This is a genomic window from Streptomyces sp. NBC_00647, assembly GCF_045207245.1.
In the GTDB taxonomy this organism is placed as follows: domain Bacteria; phylum Actinomycetota; class Actinomycetes; order Streptomycetales; family Streptomycetaceae; genus Streptomyces.
On record NZ_CP109040.1, the window covers coordinates 321,939 to 338,940 of the forward strand.

General features: G+C 70.5%; 16 protein-coding genes and 1 pseudogene. 9 read left to right on the forward strand and 8 right to left on the reverse strand.

Annotated elements, in window-relative coordinates; translation table 11 throughout:
• Positions 1-101 precede the first annotated feature (101 nt).
• From OG788_RS01580 to OG788_RS01590, 3 genes are all read right to left on the reverse strand, one after another.
• The gene (locus OG788_RS01580) at positions 102-503 is read right to left on the reverse strand and encodes a GNAT family N-acetyltransferase (RefSeq protein ID WP_266766223.1); all 402 of its coding nucleotides are present in this window, start codon (positions 501-503) and stop codon (positions 102-104) included.
• The gene (gene purB, locus OG788_RS01585) at positions 487-1,758 is read right to left on the reverse strand and encodes an adenylosuccinate lyase (protein ID WP_406368624.1); all 1,272 of its coding nucleotides are present in this window, start codon (positions 1,756-1,758) and stop codon (positions 487-489) included. Before purB ends, OG788_RS01580 begins: the two co-directional genes overlap by 17 nt.
• Before the next feature lie 71 nt (positions 1,759-1,829).
• Complete coding sequence (locus OG788_RS01590; protein ID WP_266766313.1) at positions 1,830-2,093, reverse strand: hypothetical protein; 264 nt, start codon at positions 2,091-2,093, stop codon at positions 1,830-1,832.
• A 273-nt stretch (positions 2,094-2,366) separates the two neighbouring features.
• Here OG788_RS01590 and OG788_RS01595 point away from each other — a divergent pair, with 273 nt between their 5' ends.
• Entirely contained in the window at positions 2,367-3,542 is a 1,176-nt protein-coding gene (locus OG788_RS01595) for a glycosyltransferase (protein ID WP_266766225.1), read from the forward strand.
• Positions 3,543-3,785: 243 nt separating this feature from the next.
• On the opposite strand, the gene OG788_RS01600 is transcribed toward OG788_RS01595, so the two are convergent.
• Both OG788_RS01600 and rfbA read right to left on the reverse strand, forming a co-directional pair.
• Positions 3,786-4,862 (reverse strand): nucleotide disphospho-sugar-binding domain-containing protein, encoded by a 1,077-nt coding sequence (locus tag OG788_RS01600; protein ID WP_351544548.1) that lies wholly within the window; start codon positions 4,860-4,862, stop codon positions 3,786-3,788.
• A 58-nt stretch (positions 4,863-4,920) separates the two neighbouring features.
• On the reverse strand, positions 4,921-5,790 hold the full coding sequence (gene rfbA, locus OG788_RS01605; RefSeq protein WP_356757361.1) for a glucose-1-phosphate thymidylyltransferase RfbA: 870 nt from the start codon (positions 5,788-5,790) through the stop codon (positions 4,921-4,923).
• Positions 5,791-5,986: 196 nt separating this feature from the next.
• Between rfbA and OG788_RS01610 the strand changes: the two genes are divergently transcribed.
• From OG788_RS01610 to OG788_RS01620, 3 genes and pseudogenes are all read left to right on the forward strand, one after another.
• Positions 5,987-7,000: a Gfo/Idh/MocA family protein gene (locus OG788_RS01610; protein ID WP_406368626.1), complete on the forward strand. Its 1,014-nt coding sequence runs from the start codon at positions 5,987-5,989 to the stop codon at positions 6,998-7,000.
• 507 nt (positions 7,001-7,507) lie between these two features.
• A pseudogene (locus tag OG788_RS01615) lies at positions 7,508-7,561 on the forward strand (hypothetical protein); the annotation flags it as partial.
• 472 nt (positions 7,562-8,033) lie between these two features.
• Positions 8,034-8,924, forward strand: a complete 891-nt coding sequence (locus OG788_RS01620; RefSeq protein ID WP_406368628.1) for an RNA-guided endonuclease TnpB family protein — start codon at positions 8,034-8,036, stop codon at positions 8,922-8,924.
• Here OG788_RS01620 and OG788_RS01625 read toward each other — a convergent pair.
• The 3 genes from OG788_RS01625 to OG788_RS01635 are packed head-to-tail and all read right to left on the reverse strand — an operon-like array spanning position 8,911 to position 10,711.
• Positions 8,911-9,561: a dTDP-4-dehydrorhamnose 3,5-epimerase family protein gene (locus tag OG788_RS01625; protein ID WP_406368629.1), complete on the reverse strand. Its 651-nt coding sequence runs from the start codon at positions 9,559-9,561 to the stop codon at positions 8,911-8,913. The two genes, OG788_RS01620 and OG788_RS01625, sit on opposite strands and share 14 nt — an antisense overlap.
• An 18-nt stretch (positions 9,562-9,579) precedes the next feature.
• On the reverse strand, positions 9,580-10,245 hold the full coding sequence (locus OG788_RS01630) for a sulfotransferase family protein (RefSeq protein WP_406368631.1): 666 nt from the start codon (positions 10,243-10,245) through the stop codon (positions 9,580-9,582).
• A gap of 19 nt (positions 10,246-10,264) precedes the next feature.
• Positions 10,265-10,711 carry a carboxymuconolactone decarboxylase family protein gene (locus tag OG788_RS01635; protein WP_351544530.1) on the reverse strand — a complete coding sequence of 149 codons (447 nt, stop codon included), beginning with the start codon at positions 10,709-10,711 and terminating at the stop codon, positions 10,265-10,267.
• Positions 10,712-10,879: 168 nt separating this feature from the next.
• Here OG788_RS01635 and OG788_RS01640 point away from each other — a divergent pair, with 168 nt between their 5' ends.
• The 5 genes from OG788_RS01640 to OG788_RS01660 all read left to right on the forward strand — a co-directional run bounded on the left by OG788_RS01640 (position 10,880) and on the right by OG788_RS01660 (position 17,002).
• Positions 10,880-12,295 carry an amidase gene (locus tag OG788_RS01640; protein WP_406368633.1) on the forward strand — a complete coding sequence of 472 codons (1,416 nt, stop codon included), beginning with the start codon at positions 10,880-10,882 and terminating at the stop codon, positions 12,293-12,295.
• A gap of 2 nt (positions 12,296-12,297) precedes the next feature.
• Positions 12,298-13,806: a glutamine synthetase family protein gene (locus tag OG788_RS01645; RefSeq protein WP_356757366.1), complete on the forward strand. Its 1,509-nt coding sequence runs from the start codon at positions 12,298-12,300 to the stop codon at positions 13,804-13,806.
• Positions 13,807-13,961: 155 nt separating this feature from the next.
• Complete coding sequence (locus tag OG788_RS01650; RefSeq protein WP_351544518.1) at positions 13,962-14,756, forward strand: DUF3050 domain-containing protein; 795 nt, start codon at positions 13,962-13,964, stop codon at positions 14,754-14,756.
• Positions 14,757-14,786: 30 nt separating this feature from the next.
• A complete protein-coding gene (locus OG788_RS01655; RefSeq protein ID WP_356470612.1) occupies positions 14,787-15,122 on the forward strand; it encodes a 4Fe-4S dicluster-binding protein in 336 nt (111 codons plus the stop codon).
• Positions 15,119-17,002 carry a hypothetical protein gene (locus OG788_RS01660; protein WP_406368635.1) on the forward strand — a complete coding sequence of 628 codons (1,884 nt, stop codon included), beginning with the start codon at positions 15,119-15,121 and terminating at the stop codon, positions 17,000-17,002. The genes OG788_RS01655 and OG788_RS01660 overlap by 4 nt, the downstream gene beginning before the upstream one ends.

The window sequence follows — 17,002 nt, forward strand, 5'->3', positions numbered from 1 at the left end:
AGCCGGCGCACAGGGGTTTTTGTGCGCGGACCCGGACCTGCCAACGCCCCGCGCCGGTGGGGCGGCGCGGGCATCCGGGTCGGGGCGGGCCGTTCAGGGGTTCAGGGGTTGAGGACCCAGGCGGAGGGATGGGCGGTGAAGCCGATGTGCGGGTAGTAGTCGGCCGCCGCGGGGGCCGACAGCAGGACGATCTTGGCCTGGGGGGCCTCTTTGCGGGTCGCGTCGATGAGCTGCCGGCCGATGCCTGTGCGCTGGTAGGCGCGGACGACGGCGATGTCGGACAGGTAGGTCACGTAGGAGAAGTCCGAGACGCTGCGCGCGATGCCGACCAGTTCGCCGTCGACGCGGCAGGTGATGACCAGGTTGGCGCCGCGCACCATGGCGGCCATGCGCTGGGTGTCCTGGACGGGCCGGCGTTCGCCGAGGCCCGACTCCTCGTAGACCCGCAGCACGTCGGCGAGGTCGAGGTCGGATCCGTTCTCCCGCTCAATGCTCCAGCTCACGCAGCTTGTCCAATCGCTTGTGGATGACGTCGTGGTGGGTCAGGAACCGCTCGGGTTCCAGCGGGCCGGTCTCGATGCCCTGGGCCCGCAGGCCGGCGAGGAAGTCCTCGCCGTTGGCGGCGTCCTGGATCGTGCGATAGGTGCGCTCGCGCTCGCTGCCGGCCTCCAGCAGGTCCGCCAGGACGGCCGAGCTGTAGGCCAGTCCGCCGGTCGCGTCGATCGCGGTGCGCATCCGGTGGGGGAAGACCTGCAGTCCCTGTACGAGGTCGGTGGCCGCGCTCACCTGGTAGTGCGCGACGGTCAACGCGTCCGGCAGGACGACCCGTTCGACGGAGGAGTGCGACAGGTCCCGCTCGTGCCACAGTGCCACGTTCTCCAGCATCGTCCCGGCGTATCCGCGCAGCAGCCTGGCCAGCCCGGTCAATCGCTCGCCGGTGGTCGGGTTGCGTTTGTGGGGCATGGCGCTGGAGCCCTGGTAGGCGGCGGTGCGCGGTTCTTCCACCTCGCGGACCTCGGTGCGCGACAGCAGCCGCATCTCGACGGCGATCTGCTCGACGCAGGCGCCGAGGGTCGCGACGGCCTGGACGAGCTGGGCGTGCCGGTCGCGGGCAACGACCTGGCTGGGTGCCTCTTCCACGCCCAGGCCCAGGGCCGCGCACACGTGTTCCTCGACGAAGGGGTCGATCAGGGCGTAGGTGCCGACGGAGCCGGAGATGGTTCCCACCGCGACCTGTTCGCGTGCGTCGGTCAGCCGGCGCACCGAGCGGTCGATCGCGAAGGCGAAGCCGGCGAGCTTGTGGCCGAAGGTGGTGGGCTCGGCGTGCATGCCGTGGGTGCGGCCGATGCACGCCGTGTCCCAGTGCTCGGTCGCCTTGTCCACCAGGGCCCCGCGCAGCCGGCCGGCGGCGCCGGTCAGAAGGTCGCAGGCCCGGGCGAGGGTGTGGCCCAGGGCGGTGTCCACGAGGTCGTAGCTCGTCATGCCCAGGTGCACCCAGCGCGCGGAGTCGTCGGGCAGGTCCTCGCAGAAGGCGGCGAGGAAGGAGAGGATCTCGTGGTCGCGTTCGCGTTCGAGTTCCGCGACGCGTGCCGCCGAGGGCACCTCGGCCCGGCGGATGTCGGCGAGGGCGGCGTCGGGGACCCGGCCGAGCAGCGCCTGCGCCTCGGAGGCCAGCACCTCCACCCGGGCCCAGGTGGTGTAGCGGGCCTGGTCGGACCAGAGTTCGGCCATCTCCGGCAGGGCGTAGCGGGAAATCACGGCCGTGGTACCTCCTCGTCAAGGAATCGGGTCACCGGGCGCACGGGGTGTGCGGGCCCGGTGCACCGGTTTCAGGCGGCCTTGCGGATGATCTCCACGGATCCGGAGTCCAGGAGGGTGCGGACGGCGTCCTCACCGCCGGCGACGTCCAGGTCCATGTCGTGGAGGCGGTCGATGACGGACCGGATGACCTTGTCCGACTGCGTCTCCTTGGAGCCCTCCCAGACCAGCTCGGGGAAAACGGTCAGATAGACCTTGTCGTTTCCCTGCGTGAAGATATTCACTTCCATGACGTCACGGAGCGCCATTCGGGCGTTGTAGATCAGGGTATTCATGGGTGCCACCGACTTTCGGTATCCGTTTTCAGGGACTTCCTCGCCGCACGTTCCGACCTCATGATGATCGGACACCAAGGGCCGCGCAATGTTCGATGTTGCCACGGCGAGGGCCCGGAACGGGGCCGTCATATGTCTTGTTCAACTGCGCGGAATCCGCAATTGAACGGGCTTGCCATTTGAGGATGTTTGACAGAGAAAGGGCGCGTTGCGGACCATCGGTGATGTTCGTCAATGCGTCAGGCCGCGTCCACGAAAAGCATCCGGAGTGCCATGAAAATCCTGTTCATAACCACGGGCAGCCAGGCCACCTACTATGCCGCTGCCCCGCTGGCGACGGCCGCGCGGAACGCGGGCCATCAGGTCATATTGGCCGCCCACGAGCCGTGGGTGGAAACCGCGGAGGCCATCGGACTTCCCACCTTCTGCTTCACCGTCGATCCGATCCGGCACTTCATGCGGATCACCAACCCGGGCAAGGGCCTGCGGTTCCCGCGGGAGCTGGGCGACCAGGAGATGTTCGGCCAGGGCCGCGGCTTCGCGCAGATGGGTCTGGCGGGGGTGAAGTCCCTGCTGGAGCTGGCCAAGGACTGGACCCCGGACGTGGTCGTCGGCAGCTCGCAGAGCTACGCGGCGATGCTGCTCGCCGCGCACCTCAAGGTCCCCTACGTGCGTCAGGTCGAGTACCTGGGCATCCCGCTCACCGGCATCGACCCCGGCGCCGAGGAGGAGCTGCGGCCCGAGCTGGAGCGCCTGGGCGTGGACGGGCTGCTCAAGCCCGATCTGCTGCTGGACTCGACGCCTCCGTCGCTGCGGCCGGCCCACGACCCCGCCGCGCAGTCGCTGCGCTGGATCCCCTCCAACCCGCAGCGCCGGCTGGAGCGCTGGATGTACACCCGTCCCGAGGGCCGCCGCCGCGTGCTGATCACCTCGGGGTTCCGCAGCCTGATGTTCCGTGAGCCGGGCTGGTCGATGCCGCTGCTGGTGAGCGAGCTGGGCAAACTGGGGGCCGAGGTGCTGATCGCCGCCTCCCCCGGCGCGGCCGAGCGGTTCGGCGAGCAGCTGGGTGACGCGCGGGTGGGCTGGATCCCGATCGATGTCGCCGCCGCCACCTGTGATCTGGCGGTCCATCACGGCGGCGCGACCACCGCCACGACGCTGATGGCCAACGGCGTGCCGCAGCTGATCATCCCGGAGAACCCGCCGGAGTTCCCGCCGAACTACCACCGCGAGGCCATCGCCAAGGCCATCAGCGGCTTCGGGGCCGGCAAGACGCTGTGGCCGCAGGCGCAGGAGCCCGACAAGGCGCCCGGCGAGGTCATCGCGGCGGCGTGCCGGGAGCTGCTGGAGAACCCGAGCTACACCGAGCGGACGCAGTTCCTCGCCAAGGAGATCTCGACGCTTCCCACGCCCGCCGAGATCGTGCCCCGGCTGGAGGCTCTGATCTGACGGCGGGTCCGTCCAGCGGCTTGAGCGCCATCGCCCTGGGACCGCGGAGAGTTTCTCCGCGGTCCCAGGGCGATGTGCGTGGGCGATGTGACTGGGCGATACGCGTGGGTGATGCGCGTGGGTGATGCGCGTGGGTGATGCGCGTGCTCGGGCGCTGCGCGTGCCCGGGCGCTGCGCGTGCCCGGGCGTTGCGCGTGGCAGGCGAATGCGGCCGGCCGGGGAACCGGCCGGCCGCGCTCCGGTTCAGCGGGCGGCGAGGGCCTCGATGCCGCGCAGGACCTCGGCGGGGGTGGGCAGCGTCGCGCTCTCCTCGGCGAGGAGTCGGGTCCGCTCGGCGTAGCGGGGGTCGGAGAGGATCGCGTGGCAGCCGGCGGCGGTGATCTCGTCGGGGCTGCGGCCGGGCTCGGGCCGGTGCCGGTCGACCATGACGGCGGCGCCGAAGTCGCTGATGGACTGGGCGACGGCCTTGCCGTAGCCGTTGTCGGGGATGATCAGCTGGGGCACGCCCGCGTTGATGAGGGTCATGGCGGTGGTCGCGCCGCCGTGGTGGACGGCCAGGTCGCAGGTGGGGGCGACCACGTCCAGGGGGATCCAGCCGATCCGGACGTCGCCGAGCTGGGAGCCGAACTGTTCGGCGGCCTCGGGGAGTGCGGCGATGAGGACCTCGGCTCCCGCGCCGGTCAGTTCCTCGACCAGGGTGCGCAGTGAGCTGCCCGGGGTGTCGAGCATGAGGTTGCGGGTTCCCGCGGTGATCAGGACGCGGCGGCGGCCGGCGGGGCGGGTGTACATCCACGGTTCGAGCCGGCGCTGGCTCACCCGGGGGACCCAGCGCATCGACTGTGCGGCGGGGGCGCCGGGCGGGCGCAGGGACGGCGGGCACAGGTCGATGAAGAGGTCGGGGGGCGGCAGTTCGGCCAGGCCCAGGCGTTCCAGTTCCGGCTTCAGTTCGGCCACGGCCGTGCGGTCGCGGCGGGCCATCGGGGCGATGTGCCATATGTGGCGGACGTAGGGGACCTTGAGGCGGGCGGCGAGCACCCGGGGGACGTGGGAGAGGCCGCCGACGACCAGGTCGGGACTCCACTGCCCGGTCAGTTCCAGCAGGGCGTCGAGGCGGCCGGCGGCGGTCAGGGCGTCCTGTCCGTAGCGCATGCGCTCGGGTGTGATGCAGACGGCGGGCAGGCCGACGGACTGCGCGGCCGCCATCAGGGGTTCGTCGGCGGCGAGGAGGATCTCGTGGCCCGCGCTGCGTGCGGCGGTGGCGAGGGGGGCGACGCCGAAGACGGCCGCCTGGCTGCCGCCGACGGTGAACAGGAATTTCATCGCGTGCACTTCTTCCGGTGAGGGGGCGGATTTCGGTGTTCCGGGGTGGCGTTCGTCCTCAGCCCGCCTGGGCCATTTCCATCACGTACTGCCCGTAGGAAGAGTTCGAGAGGCGGCTTCCGAGCCGGTAGCAGGCCTCCTGGTCGATGTATCCCATGCGCCAGGCGATCTCTTCGAGACAGGCGATGCGTACGCCCTGGCGGTGTTCGAGGACCTGGACGTAGTCCCCCGCCTCCATCAGCGCGTCGTGGGTTCCGGTGTCCAGCCACACGAAGCCGCGGCCGAGCGGGATCAGGGTGGCCTCGCCCCGTTCCATGTAGACCCGGTTGAGGTCGGTGATCTCCAGCTCTCCGCGTTCGGAGGGCCGCAACTGCCGGGCGATGTCCACGACCTGGTTGTCGTAGAGGTACAGCCCGGTGATCGCCATGTTGGTCTGCGGCTGGGTGGGCTTCTCCTCGAGGGCGATGAGTTTTCCCTGGCCGTCGAGTGTGCCGACGCCGTAGCGCTCGGGGTCGCGCACCGGGTAGCCGAACAGGACGCAGCCCTCGATGTTCTGGGCGGCCCGCTGGAGCATGGGCCCGAATTCGTAGCCGTGGAAGATGTTGTCGCCCAGGACCAGGGCGACGGAGTCGTCGCCGATGTGGTCCGCGGAGACCAGGAACGCGTCGGCGAGCCCGCGGGGCTTGTCCTGTTCCGCGTAGGTCAGGGAGATGCCGAGCCAGGAGCCGTCGCCCAGCAGACGGCGGAACATCTCCAGGTCGTCGGGGGTGGTGATGATCTCGATCTCCGTGATTCCCGCCAGCATCAGGGCCGAGAGCGGGTAGTAAATCATCGGCTTGTCGTAAACCGGGAGCATTTGCTTCGAGACACCGAGCGTGATCGGATGGAGTCTCGTGCCATTGCCGCCGGCCAGGATGATGCCCTTCACCGTGGCGCCTCCTCAGTGACTTCGTGCCCATTAGGCGATGTCCGCACTTTATATTGGGGTAACACACGTTCAAAAGCCTCCCCGGATGTCACGGGACCGCGAATGGCGTGAATGTTGACAAACCCGGTGCCGTTTACTCAGGCTGGCCTTATCCCGGTTCAGGCATGCGAATTTCTGTCGTCTTTTAGGTGGGCCTGTGAACATCGAAGATCTGACACCCGTTCTTGAATCCGAGCAGAGGGCCGGTATAGGCATCATCGGGTGCGCCGACATCGCGGTGCGGCGGGCCCTCCCGGCGATCGAGGAGTCGCCGTTCCGTCTGGTGGCGGTCGCGAGCCGCAGCCGGGAGAAGGCCGAGGGCGTCGCGGCCCGGGCCGGCTGCAAGGCCGTCGCGGGGTACGAGCGGCTCCTGGAACTGCCCGACATCGACGCGGTCTACATCCCGCTGCCCAACAGCGAGCACGCCCGGTGGGCGCGCCGGGCGCTGGAGGCGGGAAAGCATGTCCTGCTCGAGAAGCCGGCGGTACCCCGCGAGGACAGTGCCCGGTCCCTGATCGCGCTCGCCGAGGAACTCGGGCTGCTCGTCATGGAGAACTTCGCGTTCCTGCGCCATCCCCAGCACGAGCAGGCGCGGTCCCTGCTGGCGGACGGGGCCATCGGGGAACTGCGGTCCTACAACGGCGTGTTCGGCATTCCGCCGACCGACCCGGCCGGGATCAAGTACCAGGCGGATCTGGGCGGCGGGGCGCTGTGGGAGGTCGGCTGCTATCCGGTGCGGGCGGCCCAGGAGTATCTGGGGCCGCGGACGCAGGTACTGGGGGCGGATCTGACGTTCGATCCGCAGCGGGGCGTGGACGTGTCCGGGGTGGCGCTGCTGCGGGACGGCGCCGGTGTCACCGCGAACTGTTCCTTCGGCCTGTCCCACAGCTACCGCTCGACGTACGACCTGTGGGGAAGCGAGGGGCGTCTGGTCCTGGAGTGGGCGTTCACCCCCTCGCCGAGCGCCCGTCCGGTGCTGCGGCTGCAGCAGCGGGACCGCGAGACCCGGATCACCGCCCCGGCCTCCGACCAGTTCCTCGGGGTGTTCACCGCCTTCCACGACGCGGTCCGCGATCCGGGCCTGCGGGCGGCGCACCATCACGAACTGCTGCGCCAGGCCGCCCTGATGGCCCGCATCCGCGAGCACACCCTGGGCCGGGAGCCCGGATGAACGGCGGCGGGTGAGGTCCTCAGCGAAGAGACGGACAACGACGAAGAACGGCAGCGAGCGTCCGCGGACGCCGACTGCCGTTCTGCCTGGTTTCGACCGCGAAGGGCTCGGTGTCATCCGTCGATGCGACCGGCCGCGCTGTTCAGCAGTACGGAGACCCGGTGTAGCTAACAACTGATGCGGATCCATCAGTGAGTCTCAGCCTTCTCTTCTCAGTTGTTACCTTGATTTGCGTGAAGCTTTCCGAGTGGGCGGCAGACGCCGTCCAGCCCGTGGGCCGGCCGGACGCCGACAGAGCGGCTTCGAGGTGCTCAACTCCAAAACGGCTGGTCGTCCTGACCCGACCGAGACCGTTGACGATCTGGTGCAGGACATCACCGAGGTGCTGACCTCGATGTGTCCCCCCTGTACGGGCGGCGGAGCAAAGAGCCGGGCGACCCGAGCGGTGGCCGTGACGACCGGTGAGGCCGCCGAGTGAAGAAGTTCCAGGCGCAGCCCGGGTTTGTGGTGCAGGCGTTCCGGTTCTCGTTGGACCCCAACGCCGCCCAGGAGCGGGCTCTGCGGTCGCACTGCGGCGCGGCGCGGGCGGCATTCAACTGGGCTGTGGGCTGGGTCGAGGCGGCGTGGTGGCAGCGCAGGGCAGAGGAGTCCTACGGGATTACCGAGGCAGGTTTGACATCGTGGCGGCCGTGGTCGCTGCCCTCGCTGCGCAGGGCGTTCAACGCCGTCAAGCACAACGACCCGAAGTTCGCGTCCTGGTGGCAGGAAAACTCCAAGGAGGCCTACAACACCGGGCTGGCGAACGCCGCCGCCGCGTTCGATAACTACGCGAAGTCGAAGCAGGGCAAGCGGCGAGGGCGGGCGGCGGGAATGCCGCGGTTCAAATCGAAACGGAAGGCGCGTCTGTCGTGCCGGTTCACCACCGGCACCCTCCGCCTCGAGACCGGCGGTCGGCATGTCACTCTGCCCAGGCTGGGAACCATCCGCGTCCACGATCCCACGAGCAAGCTCCTGGTCCGCCTGCAGGCCGGGAGTGCACGCATCCTGTCTGCCACCGTCCGCCACGAGCGGGGGCCGCTGGTTCGTCTCCTTCCAGGCCGAGGTGAAGCGCGACCTGGTGCGTGTCGCCCGCCCGGACGTCGTGGTCGGCATCGACCTCGGCATCAAGACCCTGGCTGTCATGGCCGACAGCACCGGCGAGATCCGCGAGGTGTCCAACCCTCGGCACCTCAATGCCGCATTGAAGGAGCTGCGCCTTGCCTCCCGTACCGTGTCCCGCCGCCGGGGCCCGGACCGCCGTACCGGACAGCAGCCGTCCCACCGGTGGGAGAAGGCCAACAAAGCACGCAACAAGGTGCACTACCGCATCGCGAACCTCCGCAAAGACGCCCTGCACAAACTGACCAGTGCTGTGGCGGCCGAGTACGGCACCGTGGTGGTCGAAGACCTCAACATTGCCGGGATGCTCCGCAACCGGCGCCTGGCCCGGCATCTCGCCGACGCCGCATTCGGCGAGATCCGCCGACAGCTCACCTACAAGACCCGCCGCAACGGCTGCCGCATCGTGGCCGCCGACCGCTGGTTCCCCTCCTCCAAGACCTGCTCCGGGTGCGGCGTGGTGAAAGCCAAACTGCCGCTGCACAACCGGACCTACCACTGCGACGCCTGCGGCCTGGTCCTCGACCGGGACGCCAACGCCGCACATAACCTCGCCGCCCTCGCGGCAGCAGCAACGGGTAGCGGAGTGGCCGCAGACCCGGACACCCCAGCGGTGTCGAAGCCTCGTGGAGCCGACCACAAGACCCGCACCAACCTGCCCGGCCGCAAAGTCGGGCGGGGGCGGGCAGGTGGCGCAACCCTGCCGCACCAGCAGCAGGCAGAAACGAGAGACCGTACCCAAACCGAAGCCCTCACGCTTTGGTGATGCGACGGACCTTCCGGGCAGAAACGCCCGGAATACTGAGAGCCTCTAGGGCCCCCAGCAACGGCAGGCACTGTTCGAAGGTCGGCAGGAGGCCGGCCGCGGCCGCCTCGGCCAGGGTGGGGGCCGCGGCGTCCTTGTCCGAGCGGATCGGCGGTTCCTTCAGGTCCCACGGCAGGGCGAGCGCCGGGTCGAGCGCGTCGACGTCGATCATGGTTCCCGGCTCGTACTCCTGCGAGCAGAGGTAGCTCATGCAGGTGTCGTCGGTCAGGGCGAGGAAGGCGTGGCCGACGCCGTCGGGCAGGTAGACGGCCGTTCCCGTCTCCGGGCTCTGGTGGGTGACGTCGTAGTGGCCGAACGTCGGCGAGCCCACGCGGAGGTCGACGGCGATGTCGAGCGCGCTGCCGCGTACGCAGGTGACGAACTTGGCCTGGCCGGGCGGGACTTTGGTGCCGTGGATGCCGCGCAGGGTGTTGCGCCGGGAGACCGAGTAGTTGACCTGGCGGACCGCGAAGTCCCAGCCGCTGTCGGCCAGCAGGGCGCTGGCCTTCACCGATTCGAAGAAGTAGCCCCTGCGGTCGCTCAGGGGCTCGGGCTGGACGCGGTAGGCGCCGGGGACCGTCATTTCCGAGATCAGCACCGCTTGCTCCTCGCTGTCTCAGCCGGTGGGGACCGGGCCGGTTCCGGAGGACGCCTGGGCGATCCGCCGGCGCATGGACGCGCTGTCGTTGGCGCGCGGGAACTCCTCCCGGGGCGCTGGGACTCCGAGGAAGGCGCACAGCGGATCCCAGCCCTGCCGGACGTCGTAGACGAGGACGTTGTCCGCGCCCAGGGTGCGGACGACGTCCTCGTTGTGCTGGTGGTAGACCTCGATGGCGTGGTCCTTGTCGGCGAACCGGCCGCCGAACAGGCCGTCCCAGACCATGGTGCTGGTGACGCGGAACAGCCGGGCCTGCTGGGATCCGGGCGGCGGCGGGTTCTGCATGCTGCGCAGGGCGAACTGGTACAGCGTGTCGTAGGTGCTGCGGTACCAGCTCTCGGCGTCGCGGACCGTGAGGATCACCTTGGCGCCGGGGAACGCCCGGCTGATCTGCTGGTAGTAGACCGCGCAGGGGCCGTCGACCGCGGAGTCGTAGCCGTCGAACAGGGCCGCCCAGTCGGGGCGTTGCCCGTCGCAGACGATCTTCTCCCAGCGGGTGAGGCGTTCTTCGTCGCCGACGATGTCGAACATGTGGAAGGAGGGGCCCAGGCCGAGCCGGTCCAGGGCCGCTTTCAGTGAGGTGGTGCCGGTCCGGCCCAGGCCGGCGTTGATGAGTTTCAGCACGGTGCGGTGTCCCCTTTTCTCAGCGCCAGACCGCGGGTTCCTGCTGGGTGGCGACATTGACCCGGTTCCAGAAGTTGACCAGGCCGATGTGCATGACGAGCGCGCCGAGCTGCTCGTCGTTGTAGTGGCGGGCGGACTCCTCCCAGATCTCGTCCGGTGCCATGTCCTGCGGGTCGGTCATCGAGGTGATGGCCTCGGCCATCTCCAGCGCGGAGCGCTCGGCGGCGTCGAAGCAGGATTCGGTCCGCCAGGCGGCCACCTGGGCAAGGCGCGTGTCGACGCCGGCCGGCTGATCGGGGCCCGCCGGGAGCGTGTAGGCGCGGCCGTTGATCTCGCTGACGCGCAGCCGGATCAGGTCGAGCGTCGTCTGCGGCACGCCGACCTTGCCGATGACCTCGGTCAGGTCGAGCAGGGGCTGCAGGGCGCCGGGAACGACCAGGGAAGGATTGTCCATCCGTGGAGTCATCGGATCTTCTCCTGTGCAATATGCGGGCATGAATTACCTGGGAAAACATGCTGCTCGGCGCCCCGAAACATTCGCAAGAAATTGTTGTTCAACTGCGGATCGGGCGCAGATGAAACACCCTCAATCCGTAAGTTGCACGGAATTCAGTCGATGACTTGTAGTGGTCTCGTGTCAGAGTCCACCACAACCACGAGCCGGCAGCCGGTCTGCCGCAACATTCGCGAAACACGGCAATTTATTCTCGAGGGTCATTCCACGGTCGCCGCGCATGTGCTGGACGTGCTCGACGCCATCCGTGAGACGGACCCGCGTCTGGGTGCCTATGTCGAGGTCGCCGGGGCCCGCGCGGTGCGTGAGGCCAGGGCGGCCGACCGGCTGATCGCCCGTCGCGGTGCGGCCGCCTTCCGCGAACGGCCGCTGCTGGGCGTCACGGTGTCGGTGAAGGACCTCATCCAGACGCGGGACCTGCCCACCCGGCGGGGATCGCTGCTGGCGAACCCGCGCGCCGCCGCGGACGCGCCCTGTGTGGCCCGGCTGCGGGCGGCGGGCGCGATCGTGGTGGGCAAGACGGCGACGTCGGAGTACGGGTGGAGTGCGAGCACCGTCAGCCGGGTGGGTCCCGCCACCCGTAATCCCTGGGCGCCCGGCAGGACGGCGGGCGGTTCCAGCGGCGGGTCGGCGGCCGCGGTCGCGGCGAACCTGTGCACCGCCTCGCTGGGCACCGACGGGGCGGGGTCGGTGCGCATCCCGGCCGCGTTCTGCGGCGTGGTCGGGTTCAAGCCCTCCTTCGGGCACATCCCCTACGTGCCGCCCTGCGCCGAACGGCTGTCGCATGTCGGGCCGTTGGCGCGCAGTGTGGCGGACGTCGGTGAGCTGATGGCGGTGCTGGCCGGTCCCGACCGCCGCGACCCCCAGTCGGTGCCGGCGCCGCCGGTGCCCGACGCGCGGCGCGGCGCGCTGCGCATCGGCTGGATCGAGTTCGCGGGGACGTCCGGCGCGGTCCGCGACGCCACCGAGAAGGTCCTGCCGGTGCTGGCCGCGCTGGGGCACCGGGTGGAGCGCATCGAGGCCCCGTTCCCGGACCCCTACGAAGCCCTGGTGGACATCCTCGCCGCCGCCGAGGCGAACGGCACCGCGCCCGCGGACGAGCCGTGGTGCGACGAGGGCCGGCTCGCCGTCGTGCGTTACGGGCGCTCGGTCAGCGGGGCCGCGGTGGCCCGCGCGGAGCAGACCCGGCTCGCCCTGCGGACCAGGCTCGCCTCGGTGATGGAGGGCTATGACCTGCTGGCCATGGCGACCGTCCCCCTCGAGCCGTTCGCCGCGGGCGCGATCGCCCCGCCCTGGGCCGCCGCGGCCCGGGACCTGCGCTGGCTCGCCTGGTCGCCGGCCACCTATCCGTTCAACCTCACCGGGCAGCCCGCCCTGTCGCTGCCCGTCGGCCTCACCCCGGCCGGGCTCCCGGCCGGACTCCAACTGGTCGGCCGCGTCGGCGAGGACGCTCTCGTGCTCTCGGCGGGCGAGCGCCTGGAGACGGCGCTCGGCCTCAGCCTGACTCCCCCCGCCCTCACAGTGAAAGGAAGTTGACCATGGTTTCCAGGTCGTGGTCCCTGCACGGCGGCGAGAGCGGCGTCGGCCGTCCCTCGTTCGTCGCCGAGTTCGGGCTCTGGGACGACCGGCAGGCCGCCGCGGCCGAGCAGGTCGAACTGCAGCTGGCGGAGGTCGATCTCGTGCGGGTCGTGTTCTGCGACCCGCACGGACTGGCCCGGTCCAAGACGGTGCCCGCGGACGTGTTCCGTACGGTGCTGCGCAACGGCATGGACTTCAGCGCCGGGCCGTTCCTCTTCGACACCGGCCACGCGGTGGCCGTCGACTTCCTCGCCGACGCCGGGGTGGGGGTCGGTGAACTGCTGGGCGCGGGCGACTTCGTCCTGGTCCCCGATCCGCGCACGTTCCAGGTGCTGCCCAAGGCCGGGCCGCGGACCGCCTGGGTGCTGGGCGACGAGTACCTGCGCGACGGCACACCGCACCCGCTGTCCGCGCGCGGCGTGCTGCGCCGGGTCTGCGCCGAGTACGCCCGCCAGGACCTGTCCCCGGTCATCGGTCTCGAGGTCGAGTGGTACCTCACCCGCCTGACCGGCGGCCCGGTGGGCAACGCGGGCAACGGCTTCGGCCTCCAGGGCCCGGCCCCGGAGGTGGAGGCGGTCAACCCCGGCTACCAGTTCAACCTCGACAGCGCCTACGACTCGGTCGCCGACGTCGCCGACCCGCTGGCCGCGATGCTCCAGCAACTCGGCCTGCCGCTGCGCTCGTTCGAGCACGAGTCGGGTCCCGGACAGCTCGAGACGACGTTCAACCCGATGCTGGCGGCGGACGCCGCCGACGCGATGCTGCTGTTCCGCACCCAGCTCAAGCAGGAGTGCAGGCGGCGCGGCTACCACGCCTCGTTCATGACCCTGCCTCGCCTGGCGAGCTTCGACCCCAGCGGCTGGCACCTGCACCAGTCGGTCACCAGCACCAAGACGGGCCTCAACCTGTTCGCCGAGGGCGACGGCCTGCAGGACGCCATCTCCGCCGAGGGCCGCGCCTACATCGCGGGCCTGCTGGCGCGGGCGCGGGAGTTCAGCCTGCTGTCCGTCCCGACCGTCAACGGCTACCGGCGCCTGGCCCCGGAGTTCACGCTCGCCCCGACCGCCGTCGACTGGAGGTTCGAGGACCGCAGCGCCCTGATCCGGGTCCTCAGCGGCGGCAGCTCCACCCACGTCGAGAACCGCATCGGCGAGCCGTGCGCCAACCCCTACCTGGCCATCGCCTCCCAGCTGCACGCCGGCCTCGAAGGGCTGCTCGCCGGCCCCGAAGCCGCCCGTACGGCGCCCGCTCCCGCCCCGCTGCCCCGGACCCTGCGCGAGGCGCTGGAGGCCTTCCGCGCGAGCGAGAGCGCCGAACGGCTGCTCGGCGCACCGCTCGCCTCCTGCCTGACGAAGCTGAAGGAGAGCGAGGCCGCCCGGTTCGACGCCTGGTGCGCGGCCGGGCCCGCCCCGACCGCGCCGGGCGAGGTCACCGCATGGGAGCACCGCGAGTACTTCGGCGCCTTCTGAAAGCAGGCGCGCACCGGACCGGCCCACTCCCGGCCCGGGCCTTGAACCACACCTCTCCGAACCAGACCTCTCCACCAGACCCCTGAACCAGACCTCTGAACCAGACCTCTGAACAGATTTCTCCGAACCAGACCTGAAGAAAAGGGAGTTGCCGCATGTCACGGTACGAATGGGATGGGACCAACTCGGGCGTCGAGACGCTCAAGGAAGCCATCGAGCCGTCCCGTCAGAAGGTTCTCGGCCACCCGGTCTACCACCAGCTGAACAGCGTGGACGCGGTCGTCACGTTCATGGAGCACCACGTGTTCGCGGTGTGGGACTTCATGTCCCTGCTCAAGTCCCTGCAGCGCCGGCTGACCTGCGTGGAGGTGCCGTGGCTGCCGTCCGCCGCCACCGGCAGCCGCCGGCTCATCAACGACATCGTCCTGGTCGAGGAGAGCGACGAGCTCGGCGAGGGCTTCATCAGCCACTTCGAGCTGTACCTCGACGGCATGCGCCAGTCGGGCGCGGACACCACACGCATCGACACCTTCATCGCCCTGCTGCGCCAGGGACGTACGGTCCCGGCCGCGCTGAAGGAGGCGGGCGTGCCGCGGTCGGTGACCGAATTCGTGGGCACGACCTGGGAGTTCATCGAGCACTCCCCCGTGCACTGCCAGGCCGCGGCGTTCGCCTTCGGCCGCGAGGACCTGATCCCCGACATGTTCGACCAGGTCGCCGCGCTCAACGCCGGCCACGGCTCGCTGTCCACGTTCGTCGACTACCTGCGCCGGCACATCCAGGTGGACGCCGAGGAGCACACGCCGATGGCGATGCAGATGCTCGCCGACCTGTGCGGCGACGACGCCGCCAAGTGGGCCGAGTGCCAGGAGACCGTCGACCGCGCGCTCGCGGCCAGGACGGTTCTGTGGAACGGCATTTCGGACGCGATATCCGAGCGCTCCCGCTGACGGGCCATCACTGGTGAGGGTGAGCACAGCATGCCAAGGGTAAAAGACACTCCTTCCACCGCCGCCTCCAAGCGCACCGAGCGGATCGCGCGGCAGTCCCGCGACGAGAACTGGAAGAAACCGCCGCGCCGTATCGAGACGTCGGAATGCATCACCTGTGACACGTGCCTGCGCAGCTGCCCGCCGGAGTTCGGGGCGATCTTCGACGACGGACTCAACGTCGTGATCGTTCCCGAGCTGTGCTCGGGCTGCCCGGTGTGCGTGATGGTCTGCCCCGTCGACTGCATCTATGTGGACGAGGAGTGGACCGCCACCGAGGCCCGCATGTGGGACCACGTCGGCCTGACGGCCAGGGGCCCGGCATGACGGCGCCCGCCGAGCGGGACGGCACCCTCACCCGCAGGGCGGCCCTGGCCAAGGCGCGGCAGAGCCGCAGGCCCAGCAGGCTCGGCCGGCCCGCCGGTGCCACCGGCGGGCCCGACGGCACCGGCGTGCGGGACGCCGGGTTCCCGGCCCTGCTCCGGGCGGTGTGGGAGCAGGCGCGTGCCGCGCCGGACCTGGCGGGGGCCGTGGACACGCTGCTGACGCTCGCCGGGCACGTCCCGGCGGACATCCAGCTGCGGGCGCTGGATGTCGAGGCCGAGACCGCGCTGAAGGCCCTGGCCGGACGGTCCTGGCGCGACGAGGGCGGCGACACCGGCCGGGCCGGCGGCGCCGGCACCGCCTTCCTCGGCGAGATCGGGCTGGACACGAGCGGCCGGGTCGTCGTGCGGGTTCCCTCCCAGGGCCCGCTGAGCGCGCAGGCCGACCTGGTCGACGGCGTGCTGCGGGTGCCGTGGTCCGAGGAGGACCTCGCCGGCTACCGGACCGAACTGGCCCGGGCCGCCGGCCGGTGGCAGGAGTCGGCGGACGACTGCCGCCGGTGGCTGGCGCAGGCGGGCCCCGACGGACGCGCCGCCCTGCTGCAGGACCTGGTCGAGGCGGCGCTGCGCACCGCGCCGTTCGTCCTCTACGCCGGAAAGCGCCAGTACACCAACTTCCGCGGGCCCAACACCCTGACGGGCAAGACGCTGCCCCCGGGGCACCCCGACTGCGCGCTGAGCAGTCTGGCCGGGCTGCCGCTGGAGCTGTGGTCGGACAGCGATGTGCTGCTGGTGGTCTGCCTGACGCTGCTGGTGCGCTCGGCGGGGTACGCCCGCATCGAGGAGGCGAACGGCACCCAGCTCACGCTGGACCACGTCGCCCTCCTGCTGGAGCGCACCCGCAGGGCCTACAACGCGGCCGCTCCCGCGCTGGACCCGGTGCCGGAACCGGCCTCGCACACGGTGGCCGCGCTCGGCGAGCTCGCCGGGTCCCTGGCGGTACGGCGCCGGGACCTGATGCAGCGCGTGCAGCTCTACCGCGAGATCTACGGCCCGCTGATGCACAAGATCGAGCGGGTCGCCGGTCCGGTCAAGAGCGACGCCGAGCGGCTGGAGGCCGAGGTGTGCGCGCGCCTGCGCGAGCGGCTTCCCGTCACCGGTGACACCCTCGCCGAACTGGCCGCGGGCGTGGAGTCCTCGCCGGGCTGGCTGGCCGGGGCGCACGGACAGTTCGGCACGGGGCTGGAGTCCCTGGTGCACGAGACGGTGTGCGCGGCGGCGGCGGTGTTCGACGCCGACTTCGCGATGAGCCGCGGGATGCGGTCGCTGCCGGCGCTGATCGCGGCGCTGCGCGCGGGGGCGTATCCCGAGATCGCCGGCTGGGAGATCCCGCACTTCTTCTGCTGTGTGGTGCCCTCGCCGGACGCGGCGCGGCTGTTCGGCGGTTCGGCGGGCCGGCTGGCCGACACCGCGTGGGCGATCTCCTCGCGGATGCAGTACAACTCCTGGCACTTCCTGGTCGGCAACCTGCCCAAGGTTCCCGAGATCGCGGCACGTGACCACTTCGTGCCGCCGGCGATCCCGGACATCGCGTACTACTCCGATCAGCACCACAACGGCCATGTCGCGGCCAGGGTGCGCTTCACCGTCCGCAGTCCGCAGCCGGTCCAGGTGCTGGGGCAGCGGTTCAACGGGTTCATGGACCTGCGGCTGCTGCGCTGCGAGGGGCTGCCGTTCGACGAGCAGGACCTGCTGGCGGCGCACCGAACCTCCGCCTTCATCGCGGGGGCCACGACCCTGGCGGCCGGCCTGGTCGCCGGTGGCACGGACATCGAGGTCACCGCGTTCGACTCCGCGTGGCACTGGAACGAGATCGCCGGATAG

Coding starts and splice junctions, on each gene's coding strand:
- OG788_RS01590 (WP_266766313.1), bottom strand. CDS start 2,093: ATGAATACCCTGATCTACAACGCCCGAATGGCGCTCCGTGACGTCATG.
- OG788_RS01655 (WP_356470612.1), top strand. CDS start 14,787: ATGCCAAGGGTAAAAGACACTCCTTCCACCGCCGCCTCCAAGCGCACC.
- OG788_RS01650 (WP_351544518.1), top strand. CDS start 13,962: ATGTCACGGTACGAATGGGATGGGACCAACTCGGGCGTCGAGACGCTC.
- OG788_RS01645 (WP_356757366.1), top strand. CDS start 12,298: ATGGTTTCCAGGTCGTGGTCCCTGCACGGCGGCGAGAGCGGCGTCGGC.
- OG788_RS01595 (WP_266766225.1), top strand. CDS start 2,367: ATGAAAATCCTGTTCATAACCACGGGCAGCCAGGCCACCTACTATGCC.
- OG788_RS01635 (WP_351544530.1), bottom strand. CDS start 10,711: ATGACTCCACGGATGGACAATCCTTCCCTGGTCGTTCCCGGCGCCCTG.
- OG788_RS01660 (WP_406368635.1), top strand. CDS start 15,119: ATGACGGCGCCCGCCGAGCGGGACGGCACCCTCACCCGCAGGGCGGCC.
- OG788_RS01600 (WP_351544548.1), bottom strand. CDS start 4,862: ATGAAATTCCTGTTCACCGTCGGCGGCAGCCAGGCGGCCGTCTTCGGC.